The organism is Bradyrhizobium aeschynomenes, assembly GCF_013178945.1.
Lineage (GTDB): Bacteria > Pseudomonadota > Alphaproteobacteria > Rhizobiales > Xanthobacteraceae > Bradyrhizobium > Bradyrhizobium aeschynomenes.
This window is the reverse complement of sequence record NZ_JABFDM010000010.1, coordinates 211,005-236,768: the sequence shown is the minus strand read 5'-3', so window position 1 is coordinate 236,768 and position 25,764 is coordinate 211,005. Positions and strand designations below refer to the sequence as shown.

The 25,764-nt window shown below is 67.4% G+C and carries 25 protein-coding genes; 11 read left to right on the top strand and 14 right to left on the bottom strand.

What is annotated here, in order from left to right:
- Nucleotides 1–57: 57 nt before the first annotated feature.
- Entirely contained in the window at nt 58–1,383 is a 1,326-nt protein-coding gene (locus HL666_RS26255; RefSeq protein ID WP_172184382.1) for a DUF3422 domain-containing protein, read from the bottom strand.
- 362 nt (nt 1,384–1,745) lie between these two features.
- Between HL666_RS26255 and HL666_RS26250 the strand changes: the two genes are divergently transcribed.
- Both HL666_RS26250 and HL666_RS26245 read left to right on the top strand, forming a co-directional pair.
- Nucleotides 1,746–3,050: a PQQ-dependent sugar dehydrogenase gene (locus HL666_RS26250; protein WP_172184380.1), complete on the top strand. Its 1,305-nt coding sequence runs from the start codon at nt 1,746–1,748 to the stop codon at nt 3,048–3,050.
- Between the two features lie 51 nt (nt 3,051–3,101).
- Nucleotides 3,102–3,275 carry a hypothetical protein gene (locus HL666_RS26245; protein ID WP_172184378.1) on the top strand — a complete coding sequence of 58 codons (174 nt, stop codon included), beginning with the start codon at nt 3,102–3,104 and terminating at the stop codon, nt 3,273–3,275.
- 114 nt (nt 3,276–3,389) lie between these two features.
- Here HL666_RS26245 and HL666_RS26240 read toward each other — a convergent pair whose 3' ends face one another.
- On the bottom strand, nt 3,390–4,205 hold the full coding sequence (locus HL666_RS26240; RefSeq protein WP_246741624.1) for an NAD-dependent protein deacetylase: 816 nt from the start codon (nt 4,203–4,205) through the stop codon (nt 3,390–3,392).
- 111 nt (nt 4,206–4,316) lie between these two features.
- Here HL666_RS26240 and HL666_RS26235 point away from each other — a divergent pair, with 111 nt between their 5' ends.
- Nucleotides 4,317–4,469: a hypothetical protein gene (locus HL666_RS26235; protein WP_172112859.1), complete on the top strand. Its 153-nt coding sequence runs from the start codon at nt 4,317–4,319 to the stop codon at nt 4,467–4,469.
- A 3-nt stretch (nt 4,470–4,472) separates the two neighbouring features.
- Here the strand turns inward: HL666_RS26235 and HL666_RS26230 are convergent, their stop codons facing one another.
- From HL666_RS26230 to HL666_RS26210, 5 genes are read right to left on the bottom strand one after another with little or no spacing between them, the layout of a single operon-like run.
- The gene (locus tag HL666_RS26230; RefSeq protein ID WP_172184374.1) at nt 4,473–5,378 is read right to left on the bottom strand and encodes a polysaccharide deacetylase family protein; all 906 of its coding nucleotides are present in this window, start codon (nt 5,376–5,378) and stop codon (nt 4,473–4,475) included.
- Between the two features lie 4 nt (nt 5,379–5,382).
- A complete protein-coding gene (locus tag HL666_RS26225) occupies nt 5,383–6,180 on the bottom strand; it encodes an ABC transporter permease (protein WP_172133621.1) in 798 nt (265 codons plus the stop codon).
- Nucleotides 6,180–7,046, bottom strand: a complete 867-nt coding sequence (locus tag HL666_RS26220; protein WP_172133622.1) for an ABC transporter permease — start codon at nt 7,044–7,046, stop codon at nt 6,180–6,182. The genes HL666_RS26225 and HL666_RS26220 overlap by 1 nt, the downstream gene beginning before the upstream one ends.
- Complete coding sequence (locus HL666_RS26215) at nt 7,043–8,116, bottom strand: ABC transporter ATP-binding protein (RefSeq protein ID WP_172133623.1); 1,074 nt, start codon at nt 8,114–8,116, stop codon at nt 7,043–7,045. Before HL666_RS26215 ends, HL666_RS26220 begins: the two co-directional genes overlap by 4 nt.
- Nucleotides 8,113–9,147 (bottom strand): extracellular solute-binding protein, encoded by a 1,035-nt coding sequence (locus tag HL666_RS26210; RefSeq protein WP_172112864.1) that lies wholly within the window; start codon nt 9,145–9,147, stop codon nt 8,113–8,115. Before HL666_RS26210 ends, HL666_RS26215 begins: the two co-directional genes overlap by 4 nt.
- A 195-nt stretch (nt 9,148–9,342) precedes the next feature.
- On the opposite strand from HL666_RS26210, the gene HL666_RS26205 reads away from it, so the two are divergent.
- A complete protein-coding gene (locus HL666_RS26205) occupies nt 9,343–10,083 on the top strand; it encodes a GntR family transcriptional regulator (protein ID WP_172133624.1) in 741 nt (246 codons plus the stop codon).
- A 9-nt stretch (nt 10,084–10,092) separates the two neighbouring features.
- Here HL666_RS26205 and HL666_RS26200 read toward each other — a convergent pair whose 3' ends face one another.
- Nucleotides 10,093–12,186 (bottom strand): adenylate/guanylate cyclase domain-containing protein, encoded by a 2,094-nt coding sequence (locus tag HL666_RS26200; protein WP_172184426.1) that lies wholly within the window; start codon nt 12,184–12,186, stop codon nt 10,093–10,095.
- Between the two features lie 272 nt (nt 12,187–12,458).
- Here HL666_RS26200 and HL666_RS26195 point away from each other — a divergent pair, with 272 nt between their 5' ends.
- From HL666_RS26195 to HL666_RS26180, 4 genes are read left to right on the top strand one after another with little or no spacing between them, the layout of a single operon-like run.
- Nucleotides 12,459–12,764, top strand: a complete 306-nt coding sequence (locus HL666_RS26195; protein WP_172112866.1) for a BufA1 family periplasmic bufferin-type metallophore — start codon at nt 12,459–12,461, stop codon at nt 12,762–12,764.
- Between the two features lie 39 nt (nt 12,765–12,803).
- Nucleotides 12,804–13,724 (top strand): MNIO family bufferin maturase, encoded by a 921-nt coding sequence (bufB, locus tag HL666_RS26190; RefSeq protein ID WP_172184372.1) that lies wholly within the window; start codon nt 12,804–12,806, stop codon nt 13,722–13,724.
- Complete coding sequence (locus tag HL666_RS26185) at nt 13,711–14,493, top strand: HvfC/BufC N-terminal domain-containing protein (protein WP_172184370.1); 783 nt, start codon at nt 13,711–13,713, stop codon at nt 14,491–14,493. Before bufB ends, HL666_RS26185 begins: the two co-directional genes overlap by 14 nt.
- Nucleotides 14,493–15,023, top strand: a complete 531-nt coding sequence (locus tag HL666_RS26180; RefSeq protein WP_172184424.1) for a DoxX family protein — start codon at nt 14,493–14,495, stop codon at nt 15,021–15,023. Before HL666_RS26185 ends, HL666_RS26180 begins: the two co-directional genes overlap by 1 nt.
- Here the strand turns inward: HL666_RS26180 and HL666_RS26175 are convergent.
- From HL666_RS26175 to HL666_RS26165, 3 genes are all read right to left on the bottom strand, one after another.
- The gene (locus HL666_RS26175; RefSeq protein WP_172184368.1) at nt 14,963–16,561 is read right to left on the bottom strand and encodes a glycosyltransferase family protein; all 1,599 of its coding nucleotides are present in this window, start codon (nt 16,559–16,561) and stop codon (nt 14,963–14,965) included. The genes HL666_RS26180 and HL666_RS26175 overlap by 61 nt on opposite strands.
- 285 nt (nt 16,562–16,846) lie before the next feature.
- The gene (locus HL666_RS26170) at nt 16,847–18,364 is read right to left on the bottom strand and encodes a glycosyltransferase (protein WP_172184366.1); all 1,518 of its coding nucleotides are present in this window, start codon (nt 18,362–18,364) and stop codon (nt 16,847–16,849) included.
- 612 nt (nt 18,365–18,976) lie between these two features.
- The gene (locus HL666_RS26165) at nt 18,977–19,474 is read right to left on the bottom strand and encodes a YchJ family protein (protein ID WP_172184364.1); all 498 of its coding nucleotides are present in this window, start codon (nt 19,472–19,474) and stop codon (nt 18,977–18,979) included.
- A gap of 290 nt (nt 19,475–19,764) precedes the next feature.
- On the opposite strand from HL666_RS26165, the gene HL666_RS26160 reads away from it, so the two are divergent.
- Together HL666_RS26160 and HL666_RS26155 are read left to right on the top strand one after the other, a co-directional pair.
- Entirely contained in the window at nt 19,765–20,892 is a 1,128-nt protein-coding gene (locus HL666_RS26160) for a polysaccharide deacetylase family protein (protein ID WP_246739997.1), read from the top strand.
- Between the two features lie 533 nt (nt 20,893–21,425).
- The gene (locus HL666_RS26155) at nt 21,426–22,460 is read left to right on the top strand and encodes a hypothetical protein (protein WP_172112873.1); all 1,035 of its coding nucleotides are present in this window, start codon (nt 21,426–21,428) and stop codon (nt 22,458–22,460) included.
- Nucleotides 22,461–22,512: 52 nt separating this feature from the next.
- On the opposite strand, the gene HL666_RS26150 is transcribed toward HL666_RS26155, so the two are convergent.
- Nucleotides 22,513–22,845, bottom strand: coding sequence for an MmcQ/YjbR family DNA-binding protein (locus HL666_RS26150; protein WP_172112874.1), 333 nt, complete (start codon nt 22,843–22,845; stop codon nt 22,513–22,515).
- 208 nt (nt 22,846–23,053) lie between these two features.
- Between HL666_RS26150 and HL666_RS26145 the strand changes: the two genes are divergently transcribed.
- Nucleotides 23,054–23,662 carry a sll1863 family stress response protein gene (locus tag HL666_RS26145; RefSeq protein WP_172112875.1) on the top strand — a complete coding sequence of 203 codons (609 nt, stop codon included), beginning with the start codon at nt 23,054–23,056 and terminating at the stop codon, nt 23,660–23,662.
- A 263-nt stretch (nt 23,663–23,925) separates the two neighbouring features.
- Here HL666_RS26145 and HL666_RS26140 read toward each other — a convergent pair whose 3' ends face one another.
- Together HL666_RS26140 and HL666_RS26135 are read right to left on the bottom strand one after the other, a co-directional pair.
- The gene (locus HL666_RS26140) at nt 23,926–24,828 is read right to left on the bottom strand and encodes an HNH endonuclease (RefSeq protein ID WP_172112876.1); all 903 of its coding nucleotides are present in this window, start codon (nt 24,826–24,828) and stop codon (nt 23,926–23,928) included.
- Between the two features lie 150 nt (nt 24,829–24,978).
- Nucleotides 24,979–25,737 carry a DUF7168 domain-containing protein gene (locus HL666_RS26135; RefSeq protein ID WP_172112877.1) on the bottom strand — a complete coding sequence of 253 codons (759 nt, stop codon included), beginning with the start codon at nt 25,735–25,737 and terminating at the stop codon, nt 24,979–24,981.
- Nucleotides 25,738–25,764 lie beyond the last annotated feature (27 nt).

Here is a 25,764-nt window from a genome sequence, read left to right as displayed (position 1 = left end):
CATGATCAGCACGCCGCTTAGCCGCCTCGGCGCGCGCTGGCAAGCGCCCGCCGCGCATCACTCCTGCTCGGCCTTTTCCGCCTCGTGGTCCTCCTTGAGGTGCCGCTTGCGGATCTGGTGCGTCGTGAACCAGATCAGCGCGATCGCGACGGGCACGAAGGCGGCGGTGGCGAAGGTCGGGTCGACCGGCAGGCCGAAATCATGCGCGCCCTTGGCGAGATAGCCGAACAGGCTGACGACGTAATAGCCGATCGCGGCCACCGAGAGGCCCTCGACCGTGCTCTGCAGGCGCAGCTGCAGCTTGGTGCGCTCGTTCATCGAGCGCAGGAGATCGCGGTTCTGCTCCTCGAGCTCGACGTCGACGCGGGTGCGCAGGAGGTCGGCGGCGCGCGACAGCTTGCGCGACAGATTGTCCTGCCGTCGCTCCAGCGTGTTGAGCGTGCGCATCGCCGGCGCGATGCGCCGCGACAGGAACGACGACCAGCTCGAATACGGCGTTATCGGCTCGCCCTCGATGACGGTGAGCCGCGCCTGCACCAACTCCCAATAGGCGCGGCTGGCGCCGAAGCGGAACAGCGTGCCGGTGGCGCCGCGCTCCAGCGACGCCGCGAGCTCGGTCAGCTCGGTGAGCAGATGATTGTTGAGCTTGAGCGTCTCGGCGCCCTGCATCTCCACCAAGACCTCGCCGAGCCGCCGCTCGATGCGATCGACCTGCGGCGCCAGCTCCAGCGCGGCGGGCAAACCGAGCAGCGCCAGCGTGCGATAGGTCTCGAGCTCCAGCACGCGCTGCACCAGCGCGCCGAGACGTTCGGGCGTCGGCCCCTCGATGCACACGAGGATGCGGGTGAAGCCCTCCTCGTCGAGTCGGAAGTCGGAGGCAAGCGCGCCGATCGAGCCCTTCACCGCAACCAGCGCCAAACTGCTCTTGTCGAACAGCGCTTCCGCACGCTTGACCGGATCGGTGACGCTCTCGACCCCAAGCTTGACCGCCACCAGCAGTTCGCCGGACAGGTTGAGCGATGCGATCAGCGCCTGCAGCTCCGGCGCGAGCTCGCCGAAGGCAAGCTTCGGCGCGTCGGCCGGCGGGCTCCAGATCCAGGTGAAGGTCGCGAACTCCGAATGCTGCTCCCAGCGCAGCCGCGCCGGTCCGACGGCGACCTGGTGGTGCTTGATGCCGGGCTCCGGCGCCGGCGCGCCATGCCGGGCGCAGAACGCCGCAAGGCTGTCGCGATCGGCATCCGCGCTGTCGCCTTTCGCCATGACCGCGAAGCGAACGACAGAAACCGGCTGCATCAGCGGCGTGAACGGCCGCGCATGCACCTCGTTGAGCACGCTCTCGCGCAGGGCATGCTGGGTGAACGCGGACATGTCGAGCGCGGTCATCGGCGGGCTCCGCGTGCGCGGGGTCCAAGTGTCGAGGCAGCCACCTGCGTCAACGACGCGCCTGCAGCCGCAACGCGCCTCGCGGGCAAGGCCGCGCTTGGAACGATCACCCCCGTCATGCCGATCTCACCTCCCCTTGCACCCGCGCGCTTCGCATCCGTCGGCACTTTAGCGCAATTCAGTGACTGCGCCACGGTGACCGCAGAACGGTTGAGGCCGGCGTGCCCGCGACTCCGCAGCCCCCATCCGCAGCGCATGCAGTTGTCACGTTGGCCGTGGTAGACCATAAACGGCATGGTCTTTTCCGCCGTCGCCCGATGGCCACTCACCACATCCGTCGCCCAAGCCCCACAGGACGTTCCATGACCACGCTTTCCTCCATCGTCGCGCGCGGTGTCGCGCTGGTTGGCAATGCGGCGCTGCAGTGGCGCAAATTGCAGGGGGACACGCCACAGCCTGCCTGGGGCGCGGCGCCGCAGATTCCGCAAGCCAAGCCGCAAGGCATGCTGCCGACGTTGAAGATGCCGACGGCGCGCGGCTGGCGCGACGGCGAGAAGCCGGTGGCGGCGCCGGGGCTGAAGGTGAATGCGTTCGCGACCGGGCTCGACCATCCGCGCTGGATCTATGCGATGCCCGACAAGTCGGTGCTGATCGCGGAGGCGACGCAGGTGCCGAGCCCGGTGCGCAACATGTTCGGCTATGCGATGCAGGCGACGATGCGCCGCGCCGCCGCGCTCGGCGTCAGCGCCAACCGCATCACCCGGCTTGTCGATGCCGACGGCGATGGCACCGCCGAACGGCGCAATGCGTTCATGGAGAATCTCAGCCAGCCGTTCGGCATGGCGCTGGTCGGCGACACCTTCTATGTCGGCAATACCGACGGCATCGTCGCTTTCCCGTACAGCGCGGGCGCCGAGCGCATCACCGCGCAGGGCAAGCGGCTGACGACGTTCAAGCCGGGCGGTCACTGGACACGCAGCCTGCTGGTCAGCCCCGACGGCACCAAGATCTATGCCGGCGTCGGTTCGCTCAGCAACATCGCCGAGCAGGGTTTTGAGGTCGAGGAAGGCCGCGCCTGCGTCTATGAGCTGGACATCGCGAGCGGCGCGTCGCGCATCTTCGCAGGCGGCCTGCGCAATGCGGTGGGGCTGGCGTTCGAGCCGAATACGAAGGTGCTGTGGACCGTCGTCAACGAGCGCGACGGGCTCGGCGACGAGACGCCGCCGGACTATCTGACCTCGGTGCGCGACGGCGGTTTCTATGGCTGGCCGTATTGCTATTGGGGCAAGACGGTCGACGACCGCGTGCCGCAGGATCCGGCGCTGGTGGCGACCGCGCTGACGCCGGACTACGCGCTCGGCGGCCACACCGCCTCGCTTGGCCTGTGCTGGCTGCCCAAGGGCACGGTGCCCGGCTTCCCGGATGGCATGGTGATCGGCCAGCATGGCTCGTGGAACCGCAGCAAGCTGTCCGGCTACAAGGTGGTGTTCATTCCGTTCGAGAACGGCAAGCCCTCCGGCCCGGCGCGCGACATCCTGTCCGGCTTCCTGGCGCCCGACGAGAGCTTCTCCTACGGCCGCCCGGTCGGCGTGACGCTGGGGCCGGACGGCTCGCTGCTGGTGGCCGACGACGTCGGCAACTGCATCTGGCGGGTCACGGGAGCGTAGCGGAACCCTCGTGACCTCGGCCCGTTGTCGCCGGGACAACAGGAGAGTCTCATGGCCGACAACGTCAATCCCGATCAGAAGCAGCCGGGCGAGCATCAAGAAGGCAAGTTCCACTACAATCCGGGCAACCAAGCCGGCAAGACGGTCGAGGTCGGCAAGCCGGAAGGCGAGCAGGTCAACAACAAGGACCGCATCGAGCAGCGCGAGGAGCCGCAGTCGCGGTGAGGTCCTCGAACGTCACTACTCGTCATGCCCGGGCTTGACCCGGGCATCCATCGCCTTGCGAAAAGTGATGGATCGCCGGGTCAAGCCCGGCCATGACAGCTGAGAGAGTGCAGTCTACCCCTCCAACAAAAACGCCAGCGCCTCGTCACATGGCGCCTCGACCTTCAGCGACAGCAGATCATCCGCCCGCGTGCGGCCGAGATTGACGGCGGCGATCGGGATGTTGCGGTCGGCGGCGGCGCGGACGAAGCGGAAGCCGGAATAGACCATCAGCGAGGTGCCGACGACGAGCATCGCGTCGGCCCGGTCGACGTGATCACGCGCGGTGGCGACAACGTCGCGCGGCACGGTCTCGCCGAAGAAGACGACGTCGGGTTTCAGGATGCCGCCGCAGGCGCGGCAGGCCGGCACGGTGAACTCAGCGAAATCGACGCCGTCCAGATCGGCATCGCCGTCGGGCGCATCCGCGGCATCATGCGCGAGCCAATGCGGATTGGCGTGCGCCAGCTCGTGCTGGAACTCCGCACGCGACAGGGTCGCGCCGCAGCCCATGCAGCGCACGCGATCGAGCCGGCCGTGCAAATCGATGACGTTGCTGGCGCCGGCGGCCTGGTGCAGACGGTCGACGTTCTGCGTCACCAGCAGCGAGCTCCTGCCTTGCGCCTCCAGCCGCGCCAGTGCGTGATGCGCGCCGTTCGGCTGGGCGCGGCCGAAGCGCCGCCAGCCGACCATGCTGCGCGCCCAATAGCGGCGGCGCGTCTCCTCGGCGCCCATGAAGGCCTGATAGGTCACCGGCGGGGTGCGTTTCCACTGGCCGTCGGTGTCGCGATAATCGGGAATGCCGGAATTGGTGCTGCAGCCCGCACCGGTGAGCACGACGATGCGGCTGTGGCTGTCGAGGAAGGATTTCAGCGCTGTGGGATCGGCCATGACCACGCACATGTAGTCGCCGGAACCGAGCCGCGCCAGACCGTCGCAGTGCGGATGCGCCGGCGTGAACCAATGCGCGCTGCCACTCTTATCCCGCCGGGAGGACCTGCCATGACGCCACGCAACGGACACGACCGCGGCCTTTGGCCGCTGGAGGAGCCCGACGCCGAGTTGCCGGCCGACGACGAGCGCGACCTCGCCACCGGCGAAGGCGGCGACATCGAGCTGCCGCTCACGCCCGACGATCTCGCCGAGGACGACTGATCCTCAGCGCGCCGGCGGCACGTTCGCGAGCCAGTGTCGCGCGATGTCGGCGCGCGGCGCGACCCAGGCAGCTCCGCTGCCGGTGATGTGCGCGAGGATGCGGTCGAGCGCGCCGATGCGGCCGGGGCGGCCGATCATGCGCAGGTGCAGCCCGATCGACAGCATCTTCGGCGCGCTCGCGCCTTCGCGCGCGAGCCATTCGAAGGCATCGATGACGTAGTCGGCGAAATCGGCGCCGCGGAAACGCGAGCCGTTGAAGAACTGCATGTCGTTGCTGTCGAAGGCATAGGGCAGCACGAGATGCGTCCGGCCGGCGACATCGAGGTAGTAGGGCAGATCGTCGTTATAGGCATCGCTGTCGTAGAGGAAACCGCCCTCTTCCACCAGCAGACGGCGCGTGTTCGGCGAGCTTGCCGAGCGCGTGTGCCAGCCGAGCGGCCGCTGTCCGGTGACGCGCTGGATGGTCTCGACCGTGCGCGCGATCACGCGCCGCTCCTCGCTTTCGCCCATGCCGGCATGGCTCTGCCAGCGCCAGCCATGCGCCGACACCTCGTGGCCGCGCGTGACCGCATCGCGCGCCAGATCCGGCGAACGCTCCACGGCGCGGCCGCAGGCGCTGACCGTGACTTTCACGCCATAGGCATCGAACAGGTCCATGATGCGCCACCACGCGGCGCGCGTGCCATATTCGAAATGGCTGTCGATGCAGGGATCGGGACCGTCGAGCCGGTGCACGACCTCGTAGATCGCCTCGTTGGTCGCATCGCCGTCGGACACGGAGAACTCCGAGCCCTCCTCGAAATTCACCACCAGCGACACCGCGACGCGCGCCTCGTTCGGCCAGCGCGGATGCGGCGGGCTGCCGGCATAGCCGGCGAGATCGCGGCGGAAGGCAGGCTGTGAGCTCATCGGGTCAGTCCGCGGTTCCGGCCATGCGGTGCAGACCGACCAGGCGATCGCTGATCAGCAGCAGCACCAAGGTGCCGGCGAGAATGAGGGTGGAGAGCGCGGCGAGCGTCGGATCGGGCGCCTCCTCGATATATTGCAGCATGCGGATCGGCAGCGTCTTGGAGCGCACATCGGTGAGGAAGATCGAGACCGGATAGTTGTCGAACGACGCCAGCAGGCTGAACAGGCCTGAGATCAGGAACGACGGCGCCAGCGCCGGCACCATCACGCGCAGCACGCTGCCGGCATAGGTGCAGCCGAGCGTGCGCGCGGCCTCGATCAGGGTGAAGTCGAAGCGCGACAGGCCGGCGATCATGGTGCGCGCGACGTAGGGAAGCGTGACCACGAGATGCGCGACGAGAAGCGCGCTCCAGGTCGCGGTGAAGCCGATCATGCGGAAATATTGCAGCAGCGCGATGCCGAGCACGAGGCCGGGCATCATCAGCGGCGACACCAGCAGCGTACCGAGCGCGGTCGCGCCCGGCAGCCTGCCGCGCGCAATCGCAATGGCGGCGAGCGTGCCGGCGACCAGCGACAGCGCGGTGGACAGCACGGCGATCTGCAGCGACAACGACAGCGACGGCCAGAAACCGTCGAGCCGTCCGATGCGGCCATACCAGCGCGTCGATGCGCCTGACAGCGGCAGGTCGAACACCGGCGTCGGCGAGAACGATGCGGCGGCGATCACGACCAGCGGCAGCAGCAGGAACAGCGCGAGCCCGATCGCGAGCGTCCAGCAGATGATGATGGCTGTGCGCGTCATCATTTCGGCTCCCGCGACAGCATGGCGCTCAGCGCGACGACGATGATGGCGATCGCCAGCAGCACCACGCCGGCGGCGGCGCCGAAGCCGGGCTCGCGCGCCAGCAGATAGGCCTTGGCGATGGTGGTGGCGAGCGTCGGATATTTCTCGCCGATCAGCAGCGTCGGCACCACATAGGCGGACACCGACAGCGAGAACACCAGCGCGACGCCGGCGATGATGCCGGGAAGCGTCAGCGGCAGGATGACGCGAAAGAACACGACGAGCGGCGAGGCGCCGAGCGTCGCGGCGGCCTCGGCGTAGCGGCCGTCGAGCTGCGCGACCACGGCGTAGATCGGCAGCACCATGAACGGCAGGAAGATGTTGACGGCGCCGACGATCAGCGCCGTCTGGGTGAAGATCATGCGGATCGGATCCTCGATGATCCCCACTGCGATCAGCACGGTGTTGATGAGGCCGTCGCTGCGCAGCAGGATGGTCCAGGCGAAGGCCTTGACGATGACGGAGGCGGCCAGCGGCAGGAACAACGTTGCCAGCAGGATCGAACGCAGCGCGCCGCGGGCACGCGCCAGCGCGAAGGCGGCGGGATAGGAGATCAGGAAGGCGATCAGCGTCGTCAGCAGGCCGAGCCGGAGCGAATTCCAGATCACGCCGAGATAATACGGCGTGCCGAGCAGCCGCGCGTAATGTGCAACGGTGACGCCGCCCTTCGGGTCGAGCACGCTGACGCCGAGCAGCAGCGCAAGCGGCAGCACGAACACCAGCGCGATGATCAGCACCGAGGGCGCGACGAAGCCGAACGCGGCGAGCCGCTCGCGATCCGGCGCGGCCTTGACGATGGGCGCTGGTAGCACGGCGTCGGTCATGAGGCCTCGGCGGCGAAGGCGAAGGTTTCGGCGACGGGCCAGGCGAAGCGGACCTCGTCGTGAACGCGCGGCAGCTCGGCCTCGCGCCCGGACAATTCGGCGAGCAGGCTCGCGCCGGCGCCGGCGTCGACATCCACCAGGGTCCGCGAGCCCTGAAACACGACCGAGCGCACGCGACCGGCTGCCGAGTTGGCGCCGTCGCCGGTGCCGAGACGCAACTGCTCCGGCCGGGTCGCGACGATCACCGAGGCGCCGGGCTGGAACGCGCCGCGCGCCGACAGCCGGCCGACCGGGGTCACCACCTCGACCGTTCCGTTGCTCCCTCCGACCACTTGGCCGGCGATGCGCGTCGACAGCCCGACGAAGTTGAGCGCGAACAGGCTCGCAGGGCGCGCATACAGCTCGCGCGGTTCGGCGAGCTGCTCGATGCGGCCCTTGTTCATGACCGCGACGCGGTCCGACATCGTCAGCGCCTCGTCCTGGTCATGGGTGACGAAGATCGCGGTCGCCTTGACCTCCTGCAGCAGGCGGCGCAGCTCGACCTGCATCTCCTCGCGCAGCTTGCGGTCGAGCGCCGACAGCGCCTCGTCGAACAGCAGCACGTCCGGCTCGACCGCGATCGCGCGCGCCAGCGCCACGCGCTGCTGCTGGCCGCCCGACAGCGCCGAGATGCGCCGGCTGCCGAGATGGCCGAGCTTGACCAGCGACAGCGCCCGCTCGACCGCGCGATCGATCTCGGCCTTCGGCGCGCCGCGCACCTTCAGGCCGAACGCGACGTTGCCGGCGACAGTGAGATGCGGAAACAGCGCGTAGCTCTGGAACACCACGCCGACATTGCGCCGGTGCGGCGGCACATGGGTGACGTCGCGCCCGGCGAGCGCGATCGTGCCGCCGTCCGGCGGCGCGAGCCCCGCGATCGCGCGCAGCAGCGTGGTCTTGCCGCAGCCGGAGGGCCCGAGCAGCGTGACCAGCTCGCCGCGGCGGATCGTGAGATCGACGCGGTCGAGCACGGTCGCGGCGCCGAAACGCTTGGAGACTCCGCTGATGACGAGATGCGGCGCGGCGCTCATGTCATCTCCTTGCTCCAGCGATCGACCCAGCCGGCGCGGTTCTTGGCGATGAACGCCCAGTCGGGCGCGAACAAGGATGCGGGATCGGGATAGCCGGCGGGAAGCGGCGTTGCCTGATTGGTCGGGGCGATGAAGGCCGTCTTGGCGAGGATGCTCTGCGCCTCCGGGCTGAGATAGAAGTCGATCACGGCGTCGGCGAGATCGCCGGCCGGAGCGCCCGTCACCTTGGCAATGCCCGACGGCATCGAGAAGCCGCCGTCCTTCGGGATCGCGAGATCGACAGGCGAGCCGTCGGCCTTGCGGATCAAGGTGTAGGCCGAGAACTGGCCGCCGATCATCCAGGCCTCGCCCTGCTCCAGCAGGTTGATGGCCTGCGGCGCGTTGGTATAGACGTTGAGCAGATTGGCCTTCAGGCTCTTGATCTTCTTGAAGCCGGCGTCGATGTCGTATTGCGCCTCCTTGTAGGGCTTGCCCGTCTCGAGATGCGCTGCAGCCAATAGCGTCCAGAAACCTTCGGTGTTGGACAGCGACGGCACGACGATCTTGGAGTCGTATTTCGCATCCCACAGCTCGGCCCAGCTGACCGGCGGCGTCTTCACGCGCTTGGTGGAGTAGGCGATGCCGGCCCACGGCTTCTGATAGTTCGCCCACATGCCGTCCTGGTGCACGGCGTCGCCGACAAGCTTGCCGAGATTGGGAATGCTGGAGGACGACATCTTGGTGATCAGCCCTTCGGCCGCGGCCGGCAGCATCACCGGGTCGTCCATGATCACGACCGAGATCTTTGGGCTCGCCTTGTCGGCCTGCATCTTCTGCAGGTTAGTCAGCGAGTTGGTGCCCTCATAGAGCACCTTGCAGTCGAGCTTCTTCTCCAGCGCCGGAAACAGGTCGGCGTTGAAATATTTGGCGGCGCCGGCGGGGCCGCCGATCACGATCTCTTTCGGGGCGGCGCGCACCAGGGATGGTGAGGCGAGAGTGGCGGCGAAGGCCGCCCCGGTCTTCAGAAGGCTGCGTCGGGAGAAGGCATTCATGAGGAGATCCCGTGTGTGCTGTCGAGGGGCATGCAGGGGATCAGCAAGCGCCGTGCCAAATGTGCACATTTTTTCTTTCATTAGTTATATCAATATTCTAGCATAGTCACACCACGCCGCATCTGGCCCGCCACAGGCAGAATGTGCACATTTTTTGGAGGTGACGTGCCGCGCCTTTGGGCCTAGCAGTTCGCCATGGCGATGCGAGCGCAGCGAATCGGAAAGGCCAATCCCGCCGAGGATGAGGCGGTGTACCAGGCGGTCTTGCGCGCGCTGCTGGAGGGCAAGCTCAAGGCCGGCACCAAGCTCGCGGAAACGCCGCTCGCTGCGATCTTCGGCGTCTCGCGCGAGCGCATTCGGAAAGTTCTTCACCGCCTCGGCGCGGAGCGACGGCTGGAGATGATCCCGAACCGCGGCGCGCGCGTGCCGCGGCCGACGCTCGATGATGTCAGGCGGGTCTATGAGGCGCATCGCGTGCTCGAGGCCGGTGTGCTCAGCCAGCTGGTTCTGCGGGTCGACGATCTCCTGCTCGCCCGCCTCGATGCGCATCTCGCCGAGGAGCGCGGCGCCGCCCAGCGCGGCGACCGCGCCGCCTCTGTCAGGCTGTCCGGCGCCTTCCACGTCCATCTCGTCGAAGCGCTCGGCAATCCCGAATTGTCGCGCATGCTGGCCGACCTGCTGAGCCGCTCCTCGGTGATGGTCTCGGTGTACGAGCCGGCGGCGCAGTCGATCTGCGCGGTCGACGAGCACGGCGCGATCGTCGCGGCGCTGCGCGATCGCGACCTGCTGCGCGCGATCGCGGTGTCGCGCGAGCACTTCCTGCATGTCGAGGGCCGGCTGCGGCTCGATGCGGACGGATCGATGCCGACCGAGGATCTCGCCGCCGTGTTTGCGGAGCGGCGGCTGCGCGGCAAGGTGCGGTCGGCCGGATCATGACGGAGGGTCTCATTTGGTCGTGAGTGCCGTCACCGCCCGCCAGCCCTGACCCGGCCTCGTCTGCGACAGCGTCCGGCAGCGCGCGATCATGAGCTGTGCGGCGCGATCGCCTGGCCTGAGCGCGAGAACGGCCTCGAAGGCCGCAACGGCCGCCGCGAAGTCCTGCGCGCGATAGTCCTGAAGTCCGCGCGCGTAATGCGCGATCCAGCGCATGTCCTGTGCCGATACATCCGGCGCGAGCCCGATCAGCTCATGGACCCGCAGCCCCTCCTCGCGGCCATAGACGGCGATGCGGTCGATCTCGCGGGTGAGAAACCCCGCGCCTGCGAGCCGCGCGGTGCCCTCGCCGATCAGGATGGCGGTGCCGTAGGTCTTGTTGGCGCCCTCCAGCCTGCTCGCCACGTTCACGGCGTCGCCGATCACCGTGTAGTTGAGGCGCAGCTCCGAGCCGATATTGCCGACCAGCATCGATCCGGAGTTGATGCCGATGCGGATCGCGAGCGGCCGGCCGTCATCGTCGCACAGGCCGCTGGATGCGACGGCGGCACGGCAGGCCAGCGCGGCACGGCAGCACAGCGCGGCATGATCCGGCTGCGCCACCGGCGCTCCCCAGAACGCCATGACGGCATCGCCGATGAACTTGTCGATTGTGCCGCCATGATCGACGATGACGGTCGAGATCACATCGAGATAGCGCGACAGCAGCGGCACGACGCGGTCGCCCATGCGCTCCGACAGACCGGTGAAGCCGGCGATGTCGATGAACATCACGCTGAGCTCCTGGACATGGCCGCCCGGCCTGGCATCGACGCCCTGCCGCAGCAATTGCCGGACCAGATCGGCCGGAATGAACTTGCCAAATGACGACAGACCGCCGGCCATGTCGTGAATGGCGCCGGACAGGCTGGCAATCTCGCGCAGCCGCGACGGATGACGGCGCACCTGCTCGAGCGCGAAAGCCTCGACGTGGCGCAGCTCAGATACCACGCGCCCGAGCGGCGCCGCGATCACCGCGCGCGCCAACGCGGCGGAGACCAGGGCCGCGAGCACGGCACCGATACCGAGACCGATGATGACGCGCCTCAGCGCCGCGTCGACCGGGCCGAGAAACTCCGCTTCCGGAATCACCGTGACGAGCGACCAGCCGGGAAACGGCAGCGCCGTGCGCGCCACCTCGAAGGCGTCATCGCCCGATTGCACGCGCCCGCGCCAGGCCTCGTCACCTCCCGGCGAGAGCCGCATCGCCTGCTGCGCCACCGGCAGCAGCGGCTGGCGGACCTGCCCGGCATTGACCTCGTCCGCGCGCTCGTCGGGCGCGGCAACGACGCGGCCGTCGCCCTCGAGAATGAATGCGCTGCCGGTGCTGCCGACATGGAGCTGCGCGAGGAAACGGGAGATGCGCGCGTGCTCGATGATGATGGCGAGCACGCCCTGCCGCTCCTGATAGACGTCGATCGGCCCAGCCAGCGCGATGGCAGGGCGGTCGCCGCCGGGATGCACATCGACACTGAACCAGCGCGGCTCATCCGCGGCGAGGCTCTCCTTGAACCAGGGCTGGTCGGCAACCTTGAAGTTGGTCGGCTCGAAGCGACGAGCGGCGAACTCGATGTCGCCGGGCACGACGTCGTATTCGTCGACGCGACGCTGGCCGGGGTGATCGGTGAGCGAGATCTCCATCATCTCCAGACGCTGGTCACCGAGCTTATGGGCCGCAAAGAACGAGCCGTCCGGCCAGCCGAACGCCGCCCATGAGATCGTCGCCTGCGACTGCAGTTGGGACAGGAACACGAACTCGCGCTTGTCGGCCTCGCGGGTGTCGAGCACGTTCTGCAGGAACAGCGTGCGGATGGCGGTGTGCGCGGCGCGCGCCTCGCCGACGATGGCGGTCACCTCCTTGCGCACCGCGCCCGCGATCTGCGCATTGATGGTGCTGGCGAGCTGGCGGCTGATCGCCTCGGACGTGCGCCACCACAGCAGGCTCGAAGCAAAGGCGGTCAACAGGATCGCGGTCAGCACAAGCGCCGAGACGGCAAAGCGAATGCTGACGGTCAGCCGTTCGCCGCCGCCTGCGCCGCGCAGTACCGAGTCGTCTGGGCTGCCCATCATCGCAGATCGATCTCCGTCGGACCGGGGTGCCGAGGTCTGCACCACAACATCGGCAGGCTGCGCCCGGCAAATGCCGACTGGCTAAGCCGACGATGCCTGGAAAGCATTGGCTCTCCGAGCAGGCTTGCGCCCGAATGGAGACGACTCTGGAGCACGCAATACCGCTCACGGACTCGTGAGTGGAGCCGTCGCGTAACGTTCTCGTGGCCGCGGGCGAAAGAGAGAAGCGCGTCGCCGAGCGAGCGATGCAGAACACGAGAGGGAATGTCATGTCTGCCAAGAAAACCGTCACCACGCTGGCGCTTGCCGGCGCCGTCACGACCGCGCTCGCCAGCCTGGCCATGGCCGGCCCGCTGACCAAGGAGCAGGTCGATGCCGCCATGGCCGCCAAGAAGGAGAAGTGCTTCGGCGTGTCGCTGAAGGGCCAGAACGACTGCGCCGCCGGCCCTGGCACCACCTGCCAGGGCACGTCGACCGTCGACTACCAGGGCAACGCGTGGAAGTTCGTTGCCGGTGGCACCTGCACCAGCATCGACGTGCCCGGCGGCAAGAAGGGTTCGCTGAAGCCGATCTGATCGACCTCGTTCACCCCAAGCGGAAAGCGGAGACGCAGCATGCGCAACGATGCCCCCCCTGCACCGTGCCCGACCCTGCCGCTTCGCTTTCCGCCGCCCCTCGGCGGCGTCGCCGGCACCTGCTTCAAGCCGTCGCACCTGACGGCGATTCTCGCCGGGGCGCCGCAGCGCGGCTTCTTCGAGGTGCATGCCGAGAACTACATGGGCGCCGGCGGACCGCCGCACCATCAGCTGGAGGCGATCCGCAGGGATCATCCGCTGTCGATCCACGGCGTCTGCATGTCGATCGGCGGTCCGCAGCCGCTCGATCGCGAGCACCTCGCACGCTTCCGCAAGCTCGTCGCTCGCTATCAGCCGAGCCTCGTCTCCGAGCATCTGGCGTGGTCGACGCACGATACGACGTTCTTCAACGACCTGCTGCCATTGCCCTACACGGCCGCCACGCTGGCGCGGGTCTGCGACCATATCGACGAGGTCCAGAGCGCCATCCGCCGGCCGATCCTGCTGGAAAATCCGTCGACCTACGTGGCCTTTCACGAGTCGACGATGAGCGAGACCGATTTCATCCGCGCCATTGTCCGCCGCACCGGTTGCGGGCTCCTGCTCGACGTCAACAATGTGTTCGTGTCCGCGATCAATCACGGCTTCTCGCCGCAGGACTATCTGGCCGACTTCCCGCTGGCCGCCGTCGGCGAGATTCACCTCGCCGGTCACGCCGTGCAGGCCGACGATGAAGGCGAACCGCTGCTGATCGACAGCCATGACGGCCCCGTCGCCTATGACGTGTGGGCGCTGTTCGCCAACGTGATCGCGCGCAACGGTCCGGTGCCGACGCTGATCGAATGGGACAGCAACATTCCGGACTGGCCGGTGCTGCAGGCAGAGGCGGCGGCCGCGCAGACGATCCTCGATGACCACGCACCGGACTGCTCGCAGGAGGTCCGCGATGCTGCAGCCTGAACAGGCCTCCGGCTACGCCGCCCAGTTCGCCGCGGCGCTGCTGACGCCGGATGGCGCGACGCCCGTTGCCGTCACGGCGCCCGGGGCCAAGGCCGCCGGGCGGCGGTTCGATGTCTACCGCAACAACGTCACGGTCAGCCTGATCGAGTCGCTGATTGCGATCTATCCGGCGGTGCAGCGCATCACCGGGCCCGATTTCTTCCGCGCGATGGCGCGAGCGCATGTGCGCGAGACGCCGCCGACATCGCCGCTGCTGTTCGACTATGGTCGCGATTTCCCCTGCTTCATCGGGCGTTACGAGCACGCCGAGGCGATGCCGTTCCTCCCCGACGTGGCGCGGATCGAGCGGGCCTGGCTCGATGCCTATCACGCGGCGGACGCCGTGCCGCTGGACGGCGCCGCGCTGGCGGCGGTGCCGCCCGAGCGGCTGCCCGGGCTGCGCTTCGCCGCTCATCCCGCCGCCCGCATCGTGCGCTCGGATTTCGCGGCGGCGACGATCTTCTCGGCCAATCGCAGCGATGCCCCGGTGCCGCGTATCGACGGCTCGGTCCCGGAGGACGCACTGATCACGCGGCCGGCGTTCGACGTCGCCGTGCGCCACCTGCCGCCCGGCGGCGCGGTGTTCGCAACTCTGCTGATCACCCAGCATCCGCTCGGCGCAGCCGCAGAGGCCGCGTTCGAGGCGGCACCCGATTTCGATCTCGCCACCAACATTGCCGGCCTGATCGAGGCCGGCGCCTTCACGGACATCGGTTTCGAGGACTCATGATGACGACGGATCAATCCATGGCGCCGAGCCCGGCGCCGTCGCTGCCTGCCCTGGCCGACAGGGCGGTGCGGCTGCTGCAGGCGGCGACGCCGCTGAGCTTCGTCCAGCTCGTCACCCGCGTCGCGCTCGCGGTGCCGTTCTGGCGTTCCGGCATCCTCAAGTGGGATAGCTTTCTCAAGCTGAGCGACACCGCGGTGACGCTGTTCAGCGACGAGTTCATGCTGCATCTGCCCGGCGGGCCGTATCACTTCCCCATGCCGACGGTGATGGCATTCCTGTCGGGCTGCGGCGAGGTCGCCTTGCCGGTCCTCCTCGTTCTCGGCCTCGGCACCCGCTTCGCGGCGCTCGGTCTGTTGGTCATGACCTGCATCGTCGAGCTCACCGTGCCCGACGGCTGGCCGATCCATCTGACCTGGGCGGCGATGGCGCTGACGCTGATTGCGTATGGCGGTGGCAGGCTGTCGCTCGATCATGTCCTCGGCGGGCTGTTCGGCGGCGCGCACCAGGGCAGCGGCAGCCGCGGCATGTAGTAGCCGTTCCACTCGCAGATCTCCTCGGGCCCCTTGCGCTTCAGCGCCATCTTGACCGGCTCGGCCTGGCTGATGCCGACATGCAGCACCAGCAGCGTGACGCCGATCGGATAGGCGAAGCGGGCGAGGCTGAGGTCTGCGAGGCGCTCCAGCAGGATCATGCCGGCCATGATGATCAGCGGATCGGTGAAGACGAAGTACTCGACCTTCAGGCCGCGGCGGACGCCGAGCGCGTCGATGCCGATGGCGGCCAGCAGCAGCAGCGTGGCCTGAACGGCGGCCTGCCGCTCGCCGCGCCTGACGGCGACGACGATGCCGGGGATGATCAACCAGGTCAGGAACACGGTCGGCCGCGCCGACGATTGCAGGATGAACGTGTAGCGTCTGATCACTCCGACCACGCCCGACAGCAGCAGGCCGACGGCGCCCCCGAGACTGCCGGCCTCCTGTGGCGCGTCGACATAGGTGATCATCTTCTCCAGCGGATTGAGCACGACCACGACGTCGTTGATGTCGTAGCTCAGATCGAGGGCGAGCAGGCCCAGGGCAGCGCCGGAGATGGCGGCCAGTAGCGCAGCGGCCGTCTCGACCGCGCTGACCCGCCACAGTGTCGCGAAAGCGGCCATGCAGGCGGCGATGACGCCAAGCAGCGTCAGCTGATAGACCCCGAAGCGTCCGAGCAGCAGCGGCTTGAGACCTGCGGCCGCCGCGTTGGCGGGGTCGAAGCCGGCGGCGAGCAGCGGCCAGGCGGTGATCGCCGCAACCAGCGCGGCGATAGCTGCCACCAGGACGGCCGCCCACGCACGCGAGCCTCGCCAGAACGCCACGCTTGCGCTCGCCTCCGTTCCGAATGGCAGCACCAGCACCGGGATCGCGGCGATCAGCAGGATCGCGTGGACCTTGTTCGTGAGCCCGAGCATGCAGAGCAGCGCCGCCAGTCCGATCGCGAGCGGACGCGCGGGGCTGGCGCGGCGCGCCGCGACGATCAGAAGCATCAAGGCGAGGATGCAGAACGACGCCGCGATCATCTCGCTGCGCAGGATGCGCAGATGCATCTGCACGCCACCGGAAAACGCGAAGGCGGTGACGGCCAGCATGGCGATCCGCCAGTCGGACACCAGCCGGCGCGCCAGCAAGGCGAAAGCGAGGATGACGCCGGACGCGGTGAGCAGCGCGGCGACACGCCCGGCATGAACCGCTGACGTCATCGCGGTGTCGAACGCGGCGCGATCCGAGGCCGCCGGGATCGCCGACAGCGTCCAGGCGTCGAGCAGGCCTGCGCGGTGCAGCTGCGCGAACCAGGCCTTGACCGAAAGGATGGTGAGATAGGCCGGATGATCGAAGAACAGCTGCGTGCCGCCGTCGTTCATGGCGAGCGCGTTGTAGATCACCATGAAGTCCATGTCGGCGTTGCGCCAATAGACGGTGAAATAGCCGGCGGCGATGAACGAGACGAGCGACAGCAGCAGCGCGACTGCAATTCCGCCGCGCCAGCCGAACGGCGTCAGACGATCGAGCGGGTCGCCATCCCTGGTCACGCGGGAGTCCCGCCAATCGTGCGGCTGCCCTCTCGCCCCGCTTGCGGCAGCGCAACCGCACAGGGCGCTCTACGTATCGCGCCGGCCCGTTTCCACGTCGTCATGGCCGGGCTTGTCCCGGCCATCCACGTTGTCCTGCGCCCGCGGAACGACGTGGATGCCCGGGACAAGCCCGGGCATGACGGAGCAAGGCACTCGCAGACGCTCGTACCGCGATGGCGCCATTCGTCAGAGGCGGTCGCGCGCTCAACTTCGATGGCCCCGTCCGTTCAGCATCCGCCATCCTCAGATCGCCTTGATCTTGAAGAACGCGAACACGACCATCTTCAGCAGCATCCAGCCGTGGCGGAAGCGGGAGATCTGGGTTTCGCCATAGCTGCGCGCGGCGTAGCGGATCGGCAGGTCGATGGTCTTCAGGTTCAATTTGGAGGCGCCGAAGATCAGGTCGAAATCGCCGAACGGATCGAAATCGCCGAAATAGGCCTTGCCGGCCTTGAGCCTGAGATAGTCGCTGCGCCGGAGCACCTTGGTGCCGCACAGCGTATCCGTGTAGCGCTGGTTGAGCAGCCAGGAGAACAGATAGGAGAAGGTCTTGTTGGCGATCAGATTGAGGAAGCGCATCGCGCCCTCGTCCATCGGATAGACCAGGCGCGAGCCGTTGATGAACTCGCCCTTGCCCGAGCGCAGCGCCTCGAAGAACTTCGGCAGCTGCTCCGGCGGCATGGTGAGGTCGGCGTCGAGGATCATCAGCACGTCGCCGCGGGCGGCGTCGAAGGCGGTGAACACCGCGTCGGCCTTGCCCTTGCCGGGCTGGCGCATCAGCTTGATGTCGTGATCCGGGAAGGCTGCACGGACCCGCTCCATCTCCTCATAGGTGCCGTCCCTGCTGTGGCCCTCGATGAAGATGATCTCGATGTCGTTGCAGAACTCGGCGATGCGCTGCACCGCCGGCTCGATGTTGCCGCGCTCGTTGCGGGCGGGGATGACGACCGTGGCCGAGCGGACGTCGTCGGAGACGCAGCGCATCGACCGCGCCACCAGGTAATGCCGCAGCGACAACGCGCGCAGGCCCGGCAGCACGCTGAGGAAGCGGTTGGCGAAGCGGCCCAGGCCATAGAGCCGCAGCGGCGACAGCACGCGCTGCTCGGATTTCACCGGATCGAAATCCGCAAGCTGCGCGAGGTTGCGCAGGTCGGCCGGCGACAGCACGTTCTGCTCGGGCTGCGGCATGCGCAGGCCCATCGCCTCGGCCGCCTTCAGCAGCGGATACCAGAGATGCGAGAAATAGCCGATCACGAGCCGGGTCTCGCGCGTGCACAAGGGGTGCAACTGGTCGATGAACTGCTGGCAATCGTCGAGCGAGCCGATCGTGTCCAGCACCAGAATCGCATCGAACGGGCCGGTGACGGCGGCGAGCGTCGCCGGATCCTCGGCGTCTCCGGCGACGAAGGTGAGATCGGGATGGCGGCTGCGGGCGAGCGCGATCTGCGCTTCGCTGAAGTCGATGCCGACGCCATAGGAGGGCTGGAGCGATGCCAAGGTATCGCCGAGGCCGCAGCCGATCTCCAGCACGCGGCTGCCGGGCGGAATCAGGAAGCGCAGATAGCACGCATCCTCGCCATGGAAGAACGCGGCCCTGTCGCGCCAGCCGGCACGGGCGTCGGCAAAGCGGTTGGCATGATCGAGGATGGCGATCTTGCGCGGCGACAGAGCCTTGGGCGCTGGCGTCGGCGGCGTTTCGCTGGCTGCAGCCGCCGGCCGCTCGTGCTCGTCCTGCAGGACCTGACCGTCCAACTCCGTCACCTGATACCATCCTCGTTTGGAATCCCCGCCCTCTAAGGCCAGCCGGGTGGGGCGGAGTCAAGGCCAGGCGGAGATGCGGTGCCCGCGTTACATTTCGGCGGCATGGTCGCTGCGGCGGCGAAGCGAGAACGAGGCGGCCGCAATCGTCCACGCGGCGCATTCGCGCCCGAGCTTTGCGAGTCGTTCGCGCTCTCAGATGCGAGGGCGCAGGGAAGGCCGGACCTCGACTGAGGCCCGTGGCCCGCCTGCTCAAAAAAATGCAGGCGGCAGGTACCACAGGTTCAGCCGGACAGACCCGGCCCTCCCTGCGCGATGGGTTTAACGTCTGCTCCGAGCTCTCCCCGGGGACCGGCTTGTTTGCCCCCGTCGTCAGTACGACACGTCATGTCACACCGACTTGGCGCCAGCGTCGGGGCGCCAGGACCACACGGCTTGAACGTCCGCGAGCTGCCAATCGTCCAGCGCCAAAAGCACCTGACAGGCCCGCGGCCACCGCTCCCCGCCTCTACGTATCGTGACGACGCGTACGTCCCTCTGCATGAGGACGGGATGCGCGGATCAAACCATGATTTCTGAAAAATAGCAACAGAAATTTCGTTCATTCCGAACGGCTCACCGCCCGCAGCAGAACTTGAATTTCTTGCCGCTGCCGCAGGGGCAGGGATCGTTGCGGCCGACCTTGGCCGCGCCGGCCGTCCGCTTCTGCTCCGTGACCACGGCCCGCGTGTCGCCCGAGACGAAGCGCCAGGCGCCGTCGTCGTCGCGGCGGAATTGCGAGACCTCGTGGTGCTCGATCGTCCTGCCGGCCTCGCGATAGGTGGCGACGAACCTGACGACGCCGTCGGCGTCGTCAGCCCCGCCGCGCGTCGTCGAGACGATGCGCAGGGAAAGCCAGGTCGCGCGCGTCGCCCAGTTCTTTGCCGCGACGGCATCGAACGCGCGACGCTGGTCGGCCGCGAGCGTCGCTGCGATGTAGCCGATGTCGCCGCGCGTATAGGCTGTGTAGCGCGAGCGCATCAAAGCCTCGGCGGTCGGCGGCAGCGCATCGCCACTGAGATAGGGACCGCAGCAGCTGTCGAAGGGAAGGCCTGAGCCGCAGGGACATGGCATGAGGTGACGTCTAGATCATGATGCGATTCCACGGAATCGCATCATGATCCTATCCCTTTGTTTGAGCATGATCTTTTCGGTAAGCCGGTTTCCACTTTTCCGGATCATGCTCTAGCATCGATGCGGACCCGAGGAAATCGCAGGTGGACGGTCCGGCATCCCGCGCCAGCTCGCGCCGAGATGCCAAAGCGGCTTCCCGCTGCCGCGAATTGATCGTATCGATCTGACGCTACCACACCCAACCGCCGAGGGATTGCGACGTGATCATGCGCGTGAGGAGATGCGTTCTGATGGCGCTTGCGCTGCTGGCTGGTCTCGCGCCGCGAACCCAGCAAGCCCTCGCCGATCAGGATCCGCTGATCCAGAGGGCCGTCTTTGCCGAAGAACAGCTCTGGCTGCTCGACGGTGGAGGCCGGCTGTCGCGCCTTGCGGACAGCGGCGAACGGATCGACGTGGCGACGCCAGATCAGGTGCTCGAGCTCTTCGTTGCGGATGGGCGTATTGCGATCGTGACGTGTCCGCTCACATCGTGTCCGCCAGAGATGCCCTATGGGCGATGGACGGTGCGTCGGCGAGTTGGCCAGGACTGGACGACAATAGGCGAAATTGCCAGTCGCGGCGAAAGTCTGATCGCCACCATCGCGGCTGAGGGGACGATCACGCTTTTGACAACGCACCGGATCATTGACCTCGGCGGCCGGCACACCGAGACGGCTCTTGCCCAGCCGTCACACGACATGTTCGATCCGTCAAAACCTCTGGAGCAGCAGCAGGCCGCCACATCCTTCCCGTTTCCGCTCACCTATTTGTACGGGACCAGATCGATGTCGTCGACGCGGTTGAATTCGACGCGGACGAAGAGTTGGCCGGTCAAAGCCGCGCTGATGACGTCACGGCACATCTTCATTGGCTACAACGCCGGCGAGTTCGGTGGCGGCCTGCAGCGGATCGACCGGGCAACGGGCGTCGTCTCCGATATCGGCGATGACGAGCCGATCCATGGCATCGTAAGCATCCCGTGGAAGCCGGACTGCGTCGCCGTCGCAGTCGGCCTCATTCACATGGTCGCGTCAGGGCGGATCGTGGAGGTCTGCGATCGTTCGGTCCGCCTGCTCTACGAGCAACATGTACCCAAGGAGATCGTGACGGACGCGAACGGGCGAATTGGAGAAATCCCGGAGCATACGACCGCATTCTTCGGACTTATGCGGACGGGCGACGATCTGCTCGCCGCGGGCCATGACGGCCTGTACCAGATCAGCCGCGGCGATGCGGTCCGGCAAATCCCAAGTCCGCCCTTCAAGGACATCGGTGACGTCGCGGTCAGCTTCGACATCCCCAATCTGGTGCTGGTGCTGACGAGCGCGAACCGGCGCTCCTCTCTGAGTGGCAGCCCGCCGCTGCTGGTGCAGCGCTAGGTCGACCGTTCGTCTTGCACGGCATGCATCCGTCTCGCCTGCGGCTCGGCGAACAACGTTCGACTATCGCACATCATCCGAACGGCTTGCGCGCCGGCCCACGCGCGTCGCGTCTCCGCTCACGCGCGAGTTGTGACTCCAAAGCCGCAGCTCGCCACTCTTCAGCTCGCAACGTCCCGCTACACGCGCCGCGCGGTTTCGAAACCGGCGAATCCGTGTTAACCATTGGTTAAGAACAAGGGTGTTGGGCAGATTGCTGACCGGCCCGGCCCCGCGCGGACCAGAACCTTCCGGGCGCCGCCTCATTACGTGGCGTCTGTGACCGCAGCCCACCGCATCATCGGCGGTTCAGGGCGCGTGAGATGCCAACGATTTCTTCGCGCGACGCCAGCCAGGCCGCAAGAAACCTCAAGCCCGCCCTCGATGCGGGCCGCTGCTCACCTCCCGATCAGACGTGCACCCCGATGCCGGCGCGATCAGCGCTGCGTGCAAACGCAGCCGCGCGCCCATCACCACCGATTGGAGCAGCCCCGATGGCTGATGAGTCCGTAGTCGCCTCGATCATTCCCTGGCAGCAGCCGAAGACGGCCAAGCCGCGCCCGAAGCGCGCCAAGGTCGTCAAGCCGCGCCCGCGGCCCAAATCCGAGCGGTCCGAGAAGACCAAGGCGGCGGCACTCGACGACGAGATGCTGGCGTCCGAGACGCTGATCATGCCGGACTTCCTGGACTACGTGAACGATCCGGCGAAAGCTCCGGCCATTGCCGAGGCGTCGCGCACGGAGGCGGCTGCCAGCGCGGCGGCCGCGGCGATTCCGGCCGCAGCGCCGCCGGCCTCGACACCGCCGCGCGACGCGCCGGTCGCGATCGCGGGCGAGGTCGTCCCGGCCGCCGCGCCGGTCACGCCGGCGAAGCCTGCGCGCGTCGGCATCACCGCCTCCTCGGTGCTGCTGCAGCTGGCCGCGCTGGCGCTCGCTGCCGTCGGCATGGCCATGAACGGCTGGTTCGCGCATTCGCTGGGCTCGAACAGCACCGCGGGCTGGATGTTTCTCGCAGTCGGCGTCACTGCCGACCTGGTCGCGCTGGTCATGCCGACCTGCGCGGCCCGGCTGTGGCAGGGACGGCACCGCGCCTCGGCGCTGACGGGATGGCTGGTGTGGCTGATGACCTTCGTGTTCGCGGTGACCGCCGGCATCGGCTTCGCCTCGACCAACATCAGCGACGTCACGCTGGCGCGCGCCTCGCGGGTGACGCCGGCGGTGCAGGCGGCACAGACCGCGCTGAGCGACGCGATGATCGCGCGCGACCGCGAGTGCAAGGGCGGCGTCGGCAAGTTCTGTCGGGAGCGCGAGGCGGCGGTCGCCGAGCGGCGGCAGGCGCTGGACGCGGCGATGGCCACGGTGAGCCAGACCGCCGATCCACAGACCGAGGCCGCGATCAAGCTGGTGGCATGGGTGTCGCGCGGCGCGGTGAAGCCGTCGGCCGACGATTTCGTCATGCTGCGTTTGATCCTGCTGGCGCTGCTGCCGCAGATCGGCGGCATCCTGCTGATGGTGGGACGGCGGGTGTGAGGGCGTCAGCGCCCGGCAAGCGCCGACGGCCGCGACGGATCGGCAGCCGAGCTCATTTGCGGCGGGATCGCGCCGGCTTCGCCGAGCTTGCCAGCTGCCAGGCCTTGGCGAGCACGTCGCGCATCAGGCCGGCGTCGACGTCCGCGAGGGTGGCGCAGGTCCAGCCCTGGTCGCCCCATTTGTTGGGCAGCCGGCGGAAGCCGGCCGGATCGACGCCGCTGTAGAACTCCTGCTCCTCCGGCGTGAGCAGCAGGTTGGCGGATCGTCCATCCGCCGCCAGGGTCGCGAAGATGCGCTTGGCCTTGAACGCCGTGCGGTCGAAATGCGGCGCTTGCGTCGTTCCCGCGAACGACAGGGCGAGGGCGCGGAATTCGTCACAGGTCATTCGGCTGACTCTCGTGTGTGCAGCGCCATGGATAGCATCCATCGGATGCGGGTTGCGATGCGGTGCGGAGTCGCCTGCGGCGGGCGCAGTCGGCTGCAGATCGTGCACGGGAACGTGAAAGCCCGGCATCGCCAAGCTTGACCCATGTCATAACTAAACGGTGCTGTTTTCATATGTTGACCGCCGAGCATATCAAAGGAGATCGACGATGTCAGAGCAGAGCAGCATGAGCGTCTACCTGAACTGGGCCAGGGAGCGCCTCCATGAGATGGATGCCGCGCTCGCCTCGCTTGACGTTAAGGCCGCCGAGGCCGAGGCGGCGTCCAAGGTCAAGGCGCAAGAGATCATCGCGGACCTGAAGAAGCGCCGCAGCGATCTCGAAGCCCTGCTCAAGACGCAAGCAGAAGCCGGCGAGGCCGCGCTGGCCGGCGCGAAGATCGAGCTGGACCAGCATTGGGCCGGCTTCGAAACCCAGATGAAGAGCTTCTTCGACACAGCCGGCAAGCAGGCGGAGCAGCAGCAGGCGACCTTCAAGGACATAGCGGCGGCGCAGGCCAAGGCGTGGCGCGAGTCCGCCGACCGGTTTCGCGAGGCGGCCACCAAGGTGACGACCGCCGGCACCACCGATCTCGACGCCGTGCTCACGCAGCTCAAATCCGATGCGGCCCAGGCCGGGGCTCATCTCGAGACGCTGAAACAGACCGGCTCTCAATCCTGGTCCGTGTTCAGCGCCGCCTTGAGCGAATCCCGCAAGGCGTTCGACGCGGCCAATCAGGCCGCCTGGAATGCGTTGAGGGGGAGTGGCCCGAAGAGCTGAGGGGCGACGAGACCATTCTGCCGGAAATGCCCCGAGCCTGCGTGAAACCGCGCGGCAGCCCCGACCGGTCTCGCCGGACGGGGCATCAGCGATGCGGCCGGGGACTGAAAATCGCGGCGCGACCGATAATCCGCCAGCTGCAGATCTTCGAAACTGACGTGCACGGCGTCTCGATGTTCCAAGGACCAGCCCGACAACCTCAACGCCGAGTTCGGCCTTCGGGTGAAATGACGGGTTCGCTTTGGCTGAGCTGGCGGCCCAGCTCATTTTTTGAAGCAATGCTCGCGGTGCCACTGAAGAAAGTGCGGATGCGGCCGATCACCCGCACGATCCGGAGCAAGGGCAAACCCCGAGGAATTGATGAAGCCGCGGATCCGATCCACGTCATTGACGTGGCGCGAGATCAGGATGGCAAGATCATCACCCAGACTGATCAATCCGCGGTCGAACATCCAGTGGACCGTCCCTGAAAGCGCCAGGCCGTTAGTCACCAGATCGGGTCCATTCGCCTCGACGGGACGGATGTGGGCCGCGTTAACTTCGGCGCGCCCGCCGCCGTTAATCAGCTTCAGCCCGGTGATCGCGCAGCGCTCGCGATAGGCCCGCAGCACGATCTTCCTAAACAGGCGATCGCGCACGATCCGTGACGTGAGACGTTGTATGCGATCGCGTAGCTGTTCCGACACGAAAGGCGTCTGGCCTTCTTCAAGCCCGGCAGCGGGATGGGCCGTCTCGGGGACACGCGGCAGCACCGCGTCTCGCTCATCCAAACCGCGCTCGATGATGCGCTGGAAATCTGCCGGCGAAATCGGGCGGACGGCCGCCTGCGCTCTTCCTGAGAGTTTGCCTTCCTCATTGAGAAGGCCTCGCTCGATCGGACCGTTCAATTCGCTGAACGGAACCGGACTGACGAACTCAAGATACGAGCCGGGCTGAATGAGCGCCAGATACATGTCGTGCGACTTGGGATCAGGGATGATCCGCTCTACCCGCGCGATCGCGAAATAGCCGCGCGTGCCCAGCACCTTCGTGGGTTCGAGATAGACGATCCAATCTCCGATACTCCCCTGGGCTCGACCAAGATACTGCCTAGGGAATTGGTACTGATCCGCCGGACTGTCGTCGTAGATCGAATCAGTCCGATGCATGAAGACGCAGTAGCTCATGTAGGCAGCTTAGCGGATCGGCACCTCGCACACTACAGACCAGCTCAATTCTGCGCTTTCGCGGCGACGTCGCTCTGGCCGCGCACAAGTAACGCAAGGCGCCGCTCGCGCACCCGACCCATATGGAAACCGGCCAACCGCCGGGGTGTCCTACCCACCGACCTTCGAATCGGTCCGCTGCGCGCCGCTGATGCCGGTGTTGATGGCGAGCGTGGCGCCGGCGGCGCCGCCGGCTTCGTAGGCCGCCATCGACACCATCCGGCTCGTCGAGCGCGATGTCCGCAGATTGAGATCCAGCTTGTCGAACTCCGCATCCACGACCGACGTCTTGAGCACGACCAGGCCGCGGCCGGTGCTTTCGTTCACCTGATCGCGGCTCTTCTTCATCGCCACCAGGCGGTCTCCGATCGAGGCGACCATGCCGAGGGCGAAGGAGGCGTTGGCGAGATGCCGGTCCTGGTGGCGGAAGCGGCGGTAGTCGGCCGAGGTCTTGAAGCGGCCGAGCTCGGCGCGCACCGCGCCGTCGATCAACTCGGCCAGATAATGCGCCACCTCGACATCGGCGGAGAGGCCGAAGAACACATAGCTGTTGTCGCCGCTCGCGCTCTTCTCGCGCCAGACCCGGCAATCGCAGAACAGCGCGATGGCGCCGATGCAGTCGTCGAGCGGGATGCGCTTCTTGCGACGGGTCTCGTAGACCTTGCGCGCGCAGGCCGACGCCCGCAGCTCGAGATCCGACAGCGACAGATCATGACGGTCGAGCAGCTCCGCCACCTTGGCAGCCGCCGACAGCGCCTCGTCCTCGGTGCAGCCATTGGCGATGGTCTTGGCGCGCAGCGCCTGGATGCGCGACTTCAGCTTGTCGAGCGCGACAGGATCGGAGGCGAGGGAATCGAACGTCTGGGTCACCGGTCACGGCCCAAGGAGGCCCGACCG

What these genes read in the sequence shown, in the direction of transcription:
- HL666_RS26255 (WP_172184382.1), bottom strand. Translation starts at nt 1,383, where the DNA reads ATGACCGCGCTCGACATGTCCGCGTTCACCCAGCATGCCCTGCGCGAG.
- HL666_RS26250 (WP_172184380.1), top strand. Translation starts at nt 1,746, where the DNA reads ATGACCACGCTTTCCTCCATCGTCGCGCGCGGTGTCGCGCTGGTTGGC.
- HL666_RS26245 (WP_172184378.1), top strand. Translation starts at nt 3,102, where the DNA reads ATGGCCGACAACGTCAATCCCGATCAGAAGCAGCCGGGCGAGCATCAA.
- HL666_RS26240 (WP_246741624.1), bottom strand. Translation starts at nt 4,205, where the DNA reads ATGGCCGATCCCACAGCGCTGAAATCCTTCCTCGACAGCCACAGCCGC.
- HL666_RS26235 (WP_172112859.1), top strand. Translation starts at nt 4,317, where the DNA reads ATGACGCCACGCAACGGACACGACCGCGGCCTTTGGCCGCTGGAGGAG.
- HL666_RS26230 (WP_172184374.1), bottom strand. Translation starts at nt 5,378, where the DNA reads ATGAGCTCACAGCCTGCCTTCCGCCGCGATCTCGCCGGCTATGCCGGC.
- HL666_RS26225 (WP_172133621.1), bottom strand. Translation starts at nt 6,180, where the DNA reads ATGACGCGCACAGCCATCATCATCTGCTGGACGCTCGCGATCGGGCTC.
- HL666_RS26220 (WP_172133622.1), bottom strand. Translation starts at nt 7,046, where the DNA reads ATGACCGACGCCGTGCTACCAGCGCCCATCGTCAAGGCCGCGCCGGAT.
- HL666_RS26215 (WP_172133623.1), bottom strand. Translation starts at nt 8,116, where the DNA reads ATGAGCGCCGCGCCGCATCTCGTCATCAGCGGAGTCTCCAAGCGTTTC.
- HL666_RS26210 (WP_172112864.1), bottom strand. Translation starts at nt 9,147, where the DNA reads ATGAATGCCTTCTCCCGACGCAGCCTTCTGAAGACCGGGGCGGCCTTC.
- HL666_RS26205 (WP_172133624.1), top strand. Translation starts at nt 9,343, where the DNA reads ATGGCGATGCGAGCGCAGCGAATCGGAAAGGCCAATCCCGCCGAGGAT.
- HL666_RS26200 (WP_172184426.1), bottom strand. Translation starts at nt 12,186, where the DNA reads ATGGGCAGCCCAGACGACTCGGTACTGCGCGGCGCAGGCGGCGGCGAA.
- HL666_RS26195 (WP_172112866.1), top strand. Translation starts at nt 12,459, where the DNA reads ATGTCTGCCAAGAAAACCGTCACCACGCTGGCGCTTGCCGGCGCCGTC.
- bufB (WP_172184372.1), top strand. Translation starts at nt 12,804, where the DNA reads ATGCGCAACGATGCCCCCCCTGCACCGTGCCCGACCCTGCCGCTTCGC.
- HL666_RS26185 (WP_172184370.1), top strand. Translation starts at nt 13,711, where the DNA reads ATGCTGCAGCCTGAACAGGCCTCCGGCTACGCCGCCCAGTTCGCCGCG.
- HL666_RS26180 (WP_172184424.1), top strand. Translation starts at nt 14,493, where the DNA reads ATGACGACGGATCAATCCATGGCGCCGAGCCCGGCGCCGTCGCTGCCT.
- HL666_RS26165 (WP_172184364.1), bottom strand. Translation starts at nt 19,474, where the DNA reads ATGCCATGTCCCTGCGGCTCAGGCCTTCCCTTCGACAGCTGCTGCGGT.
- HL666_RS26160 (WP_246739997.1), top strand. Translation starts at nt 19,765, where the DNA reads ATGGCGCTTGCGCTGCTGGCTGGTCTCGCGCCGCGAACCCAGCAAGCC.
- HL666_RS26155 (WP_172112873.1), top strand. Translation starts at nt 21,426, where the DNA reads ATGGCTGATGAGTCCGTAGTCGCCTCGATCATTCCCTGGCAGCAGCCG.
- HL666_RS26150 (WP_172112874.1), bottom strand. Translation starts at nt 22,845, where the DNA reads ATGACCTGTGACGAATTCCGCGCCCTCGCCCTGTCGTTCGCGGGAACG.
- HL666_RS26145 (WP_172112875.1), top strand. Translation starts at nt 23,054, where the DNA reads ATGTCAGAGCAGAGCAGCATGAGCGTCTACCTGAACTGGGCCAGGGAG.
- HL666_RS26140 (WP_172112876.1), bottom strand. Translation starts at nt 24,828, where the DNA reads ATGAGCTACTGCGTCTTCATGCATCGGACTGATTCGATCTACGACGAC.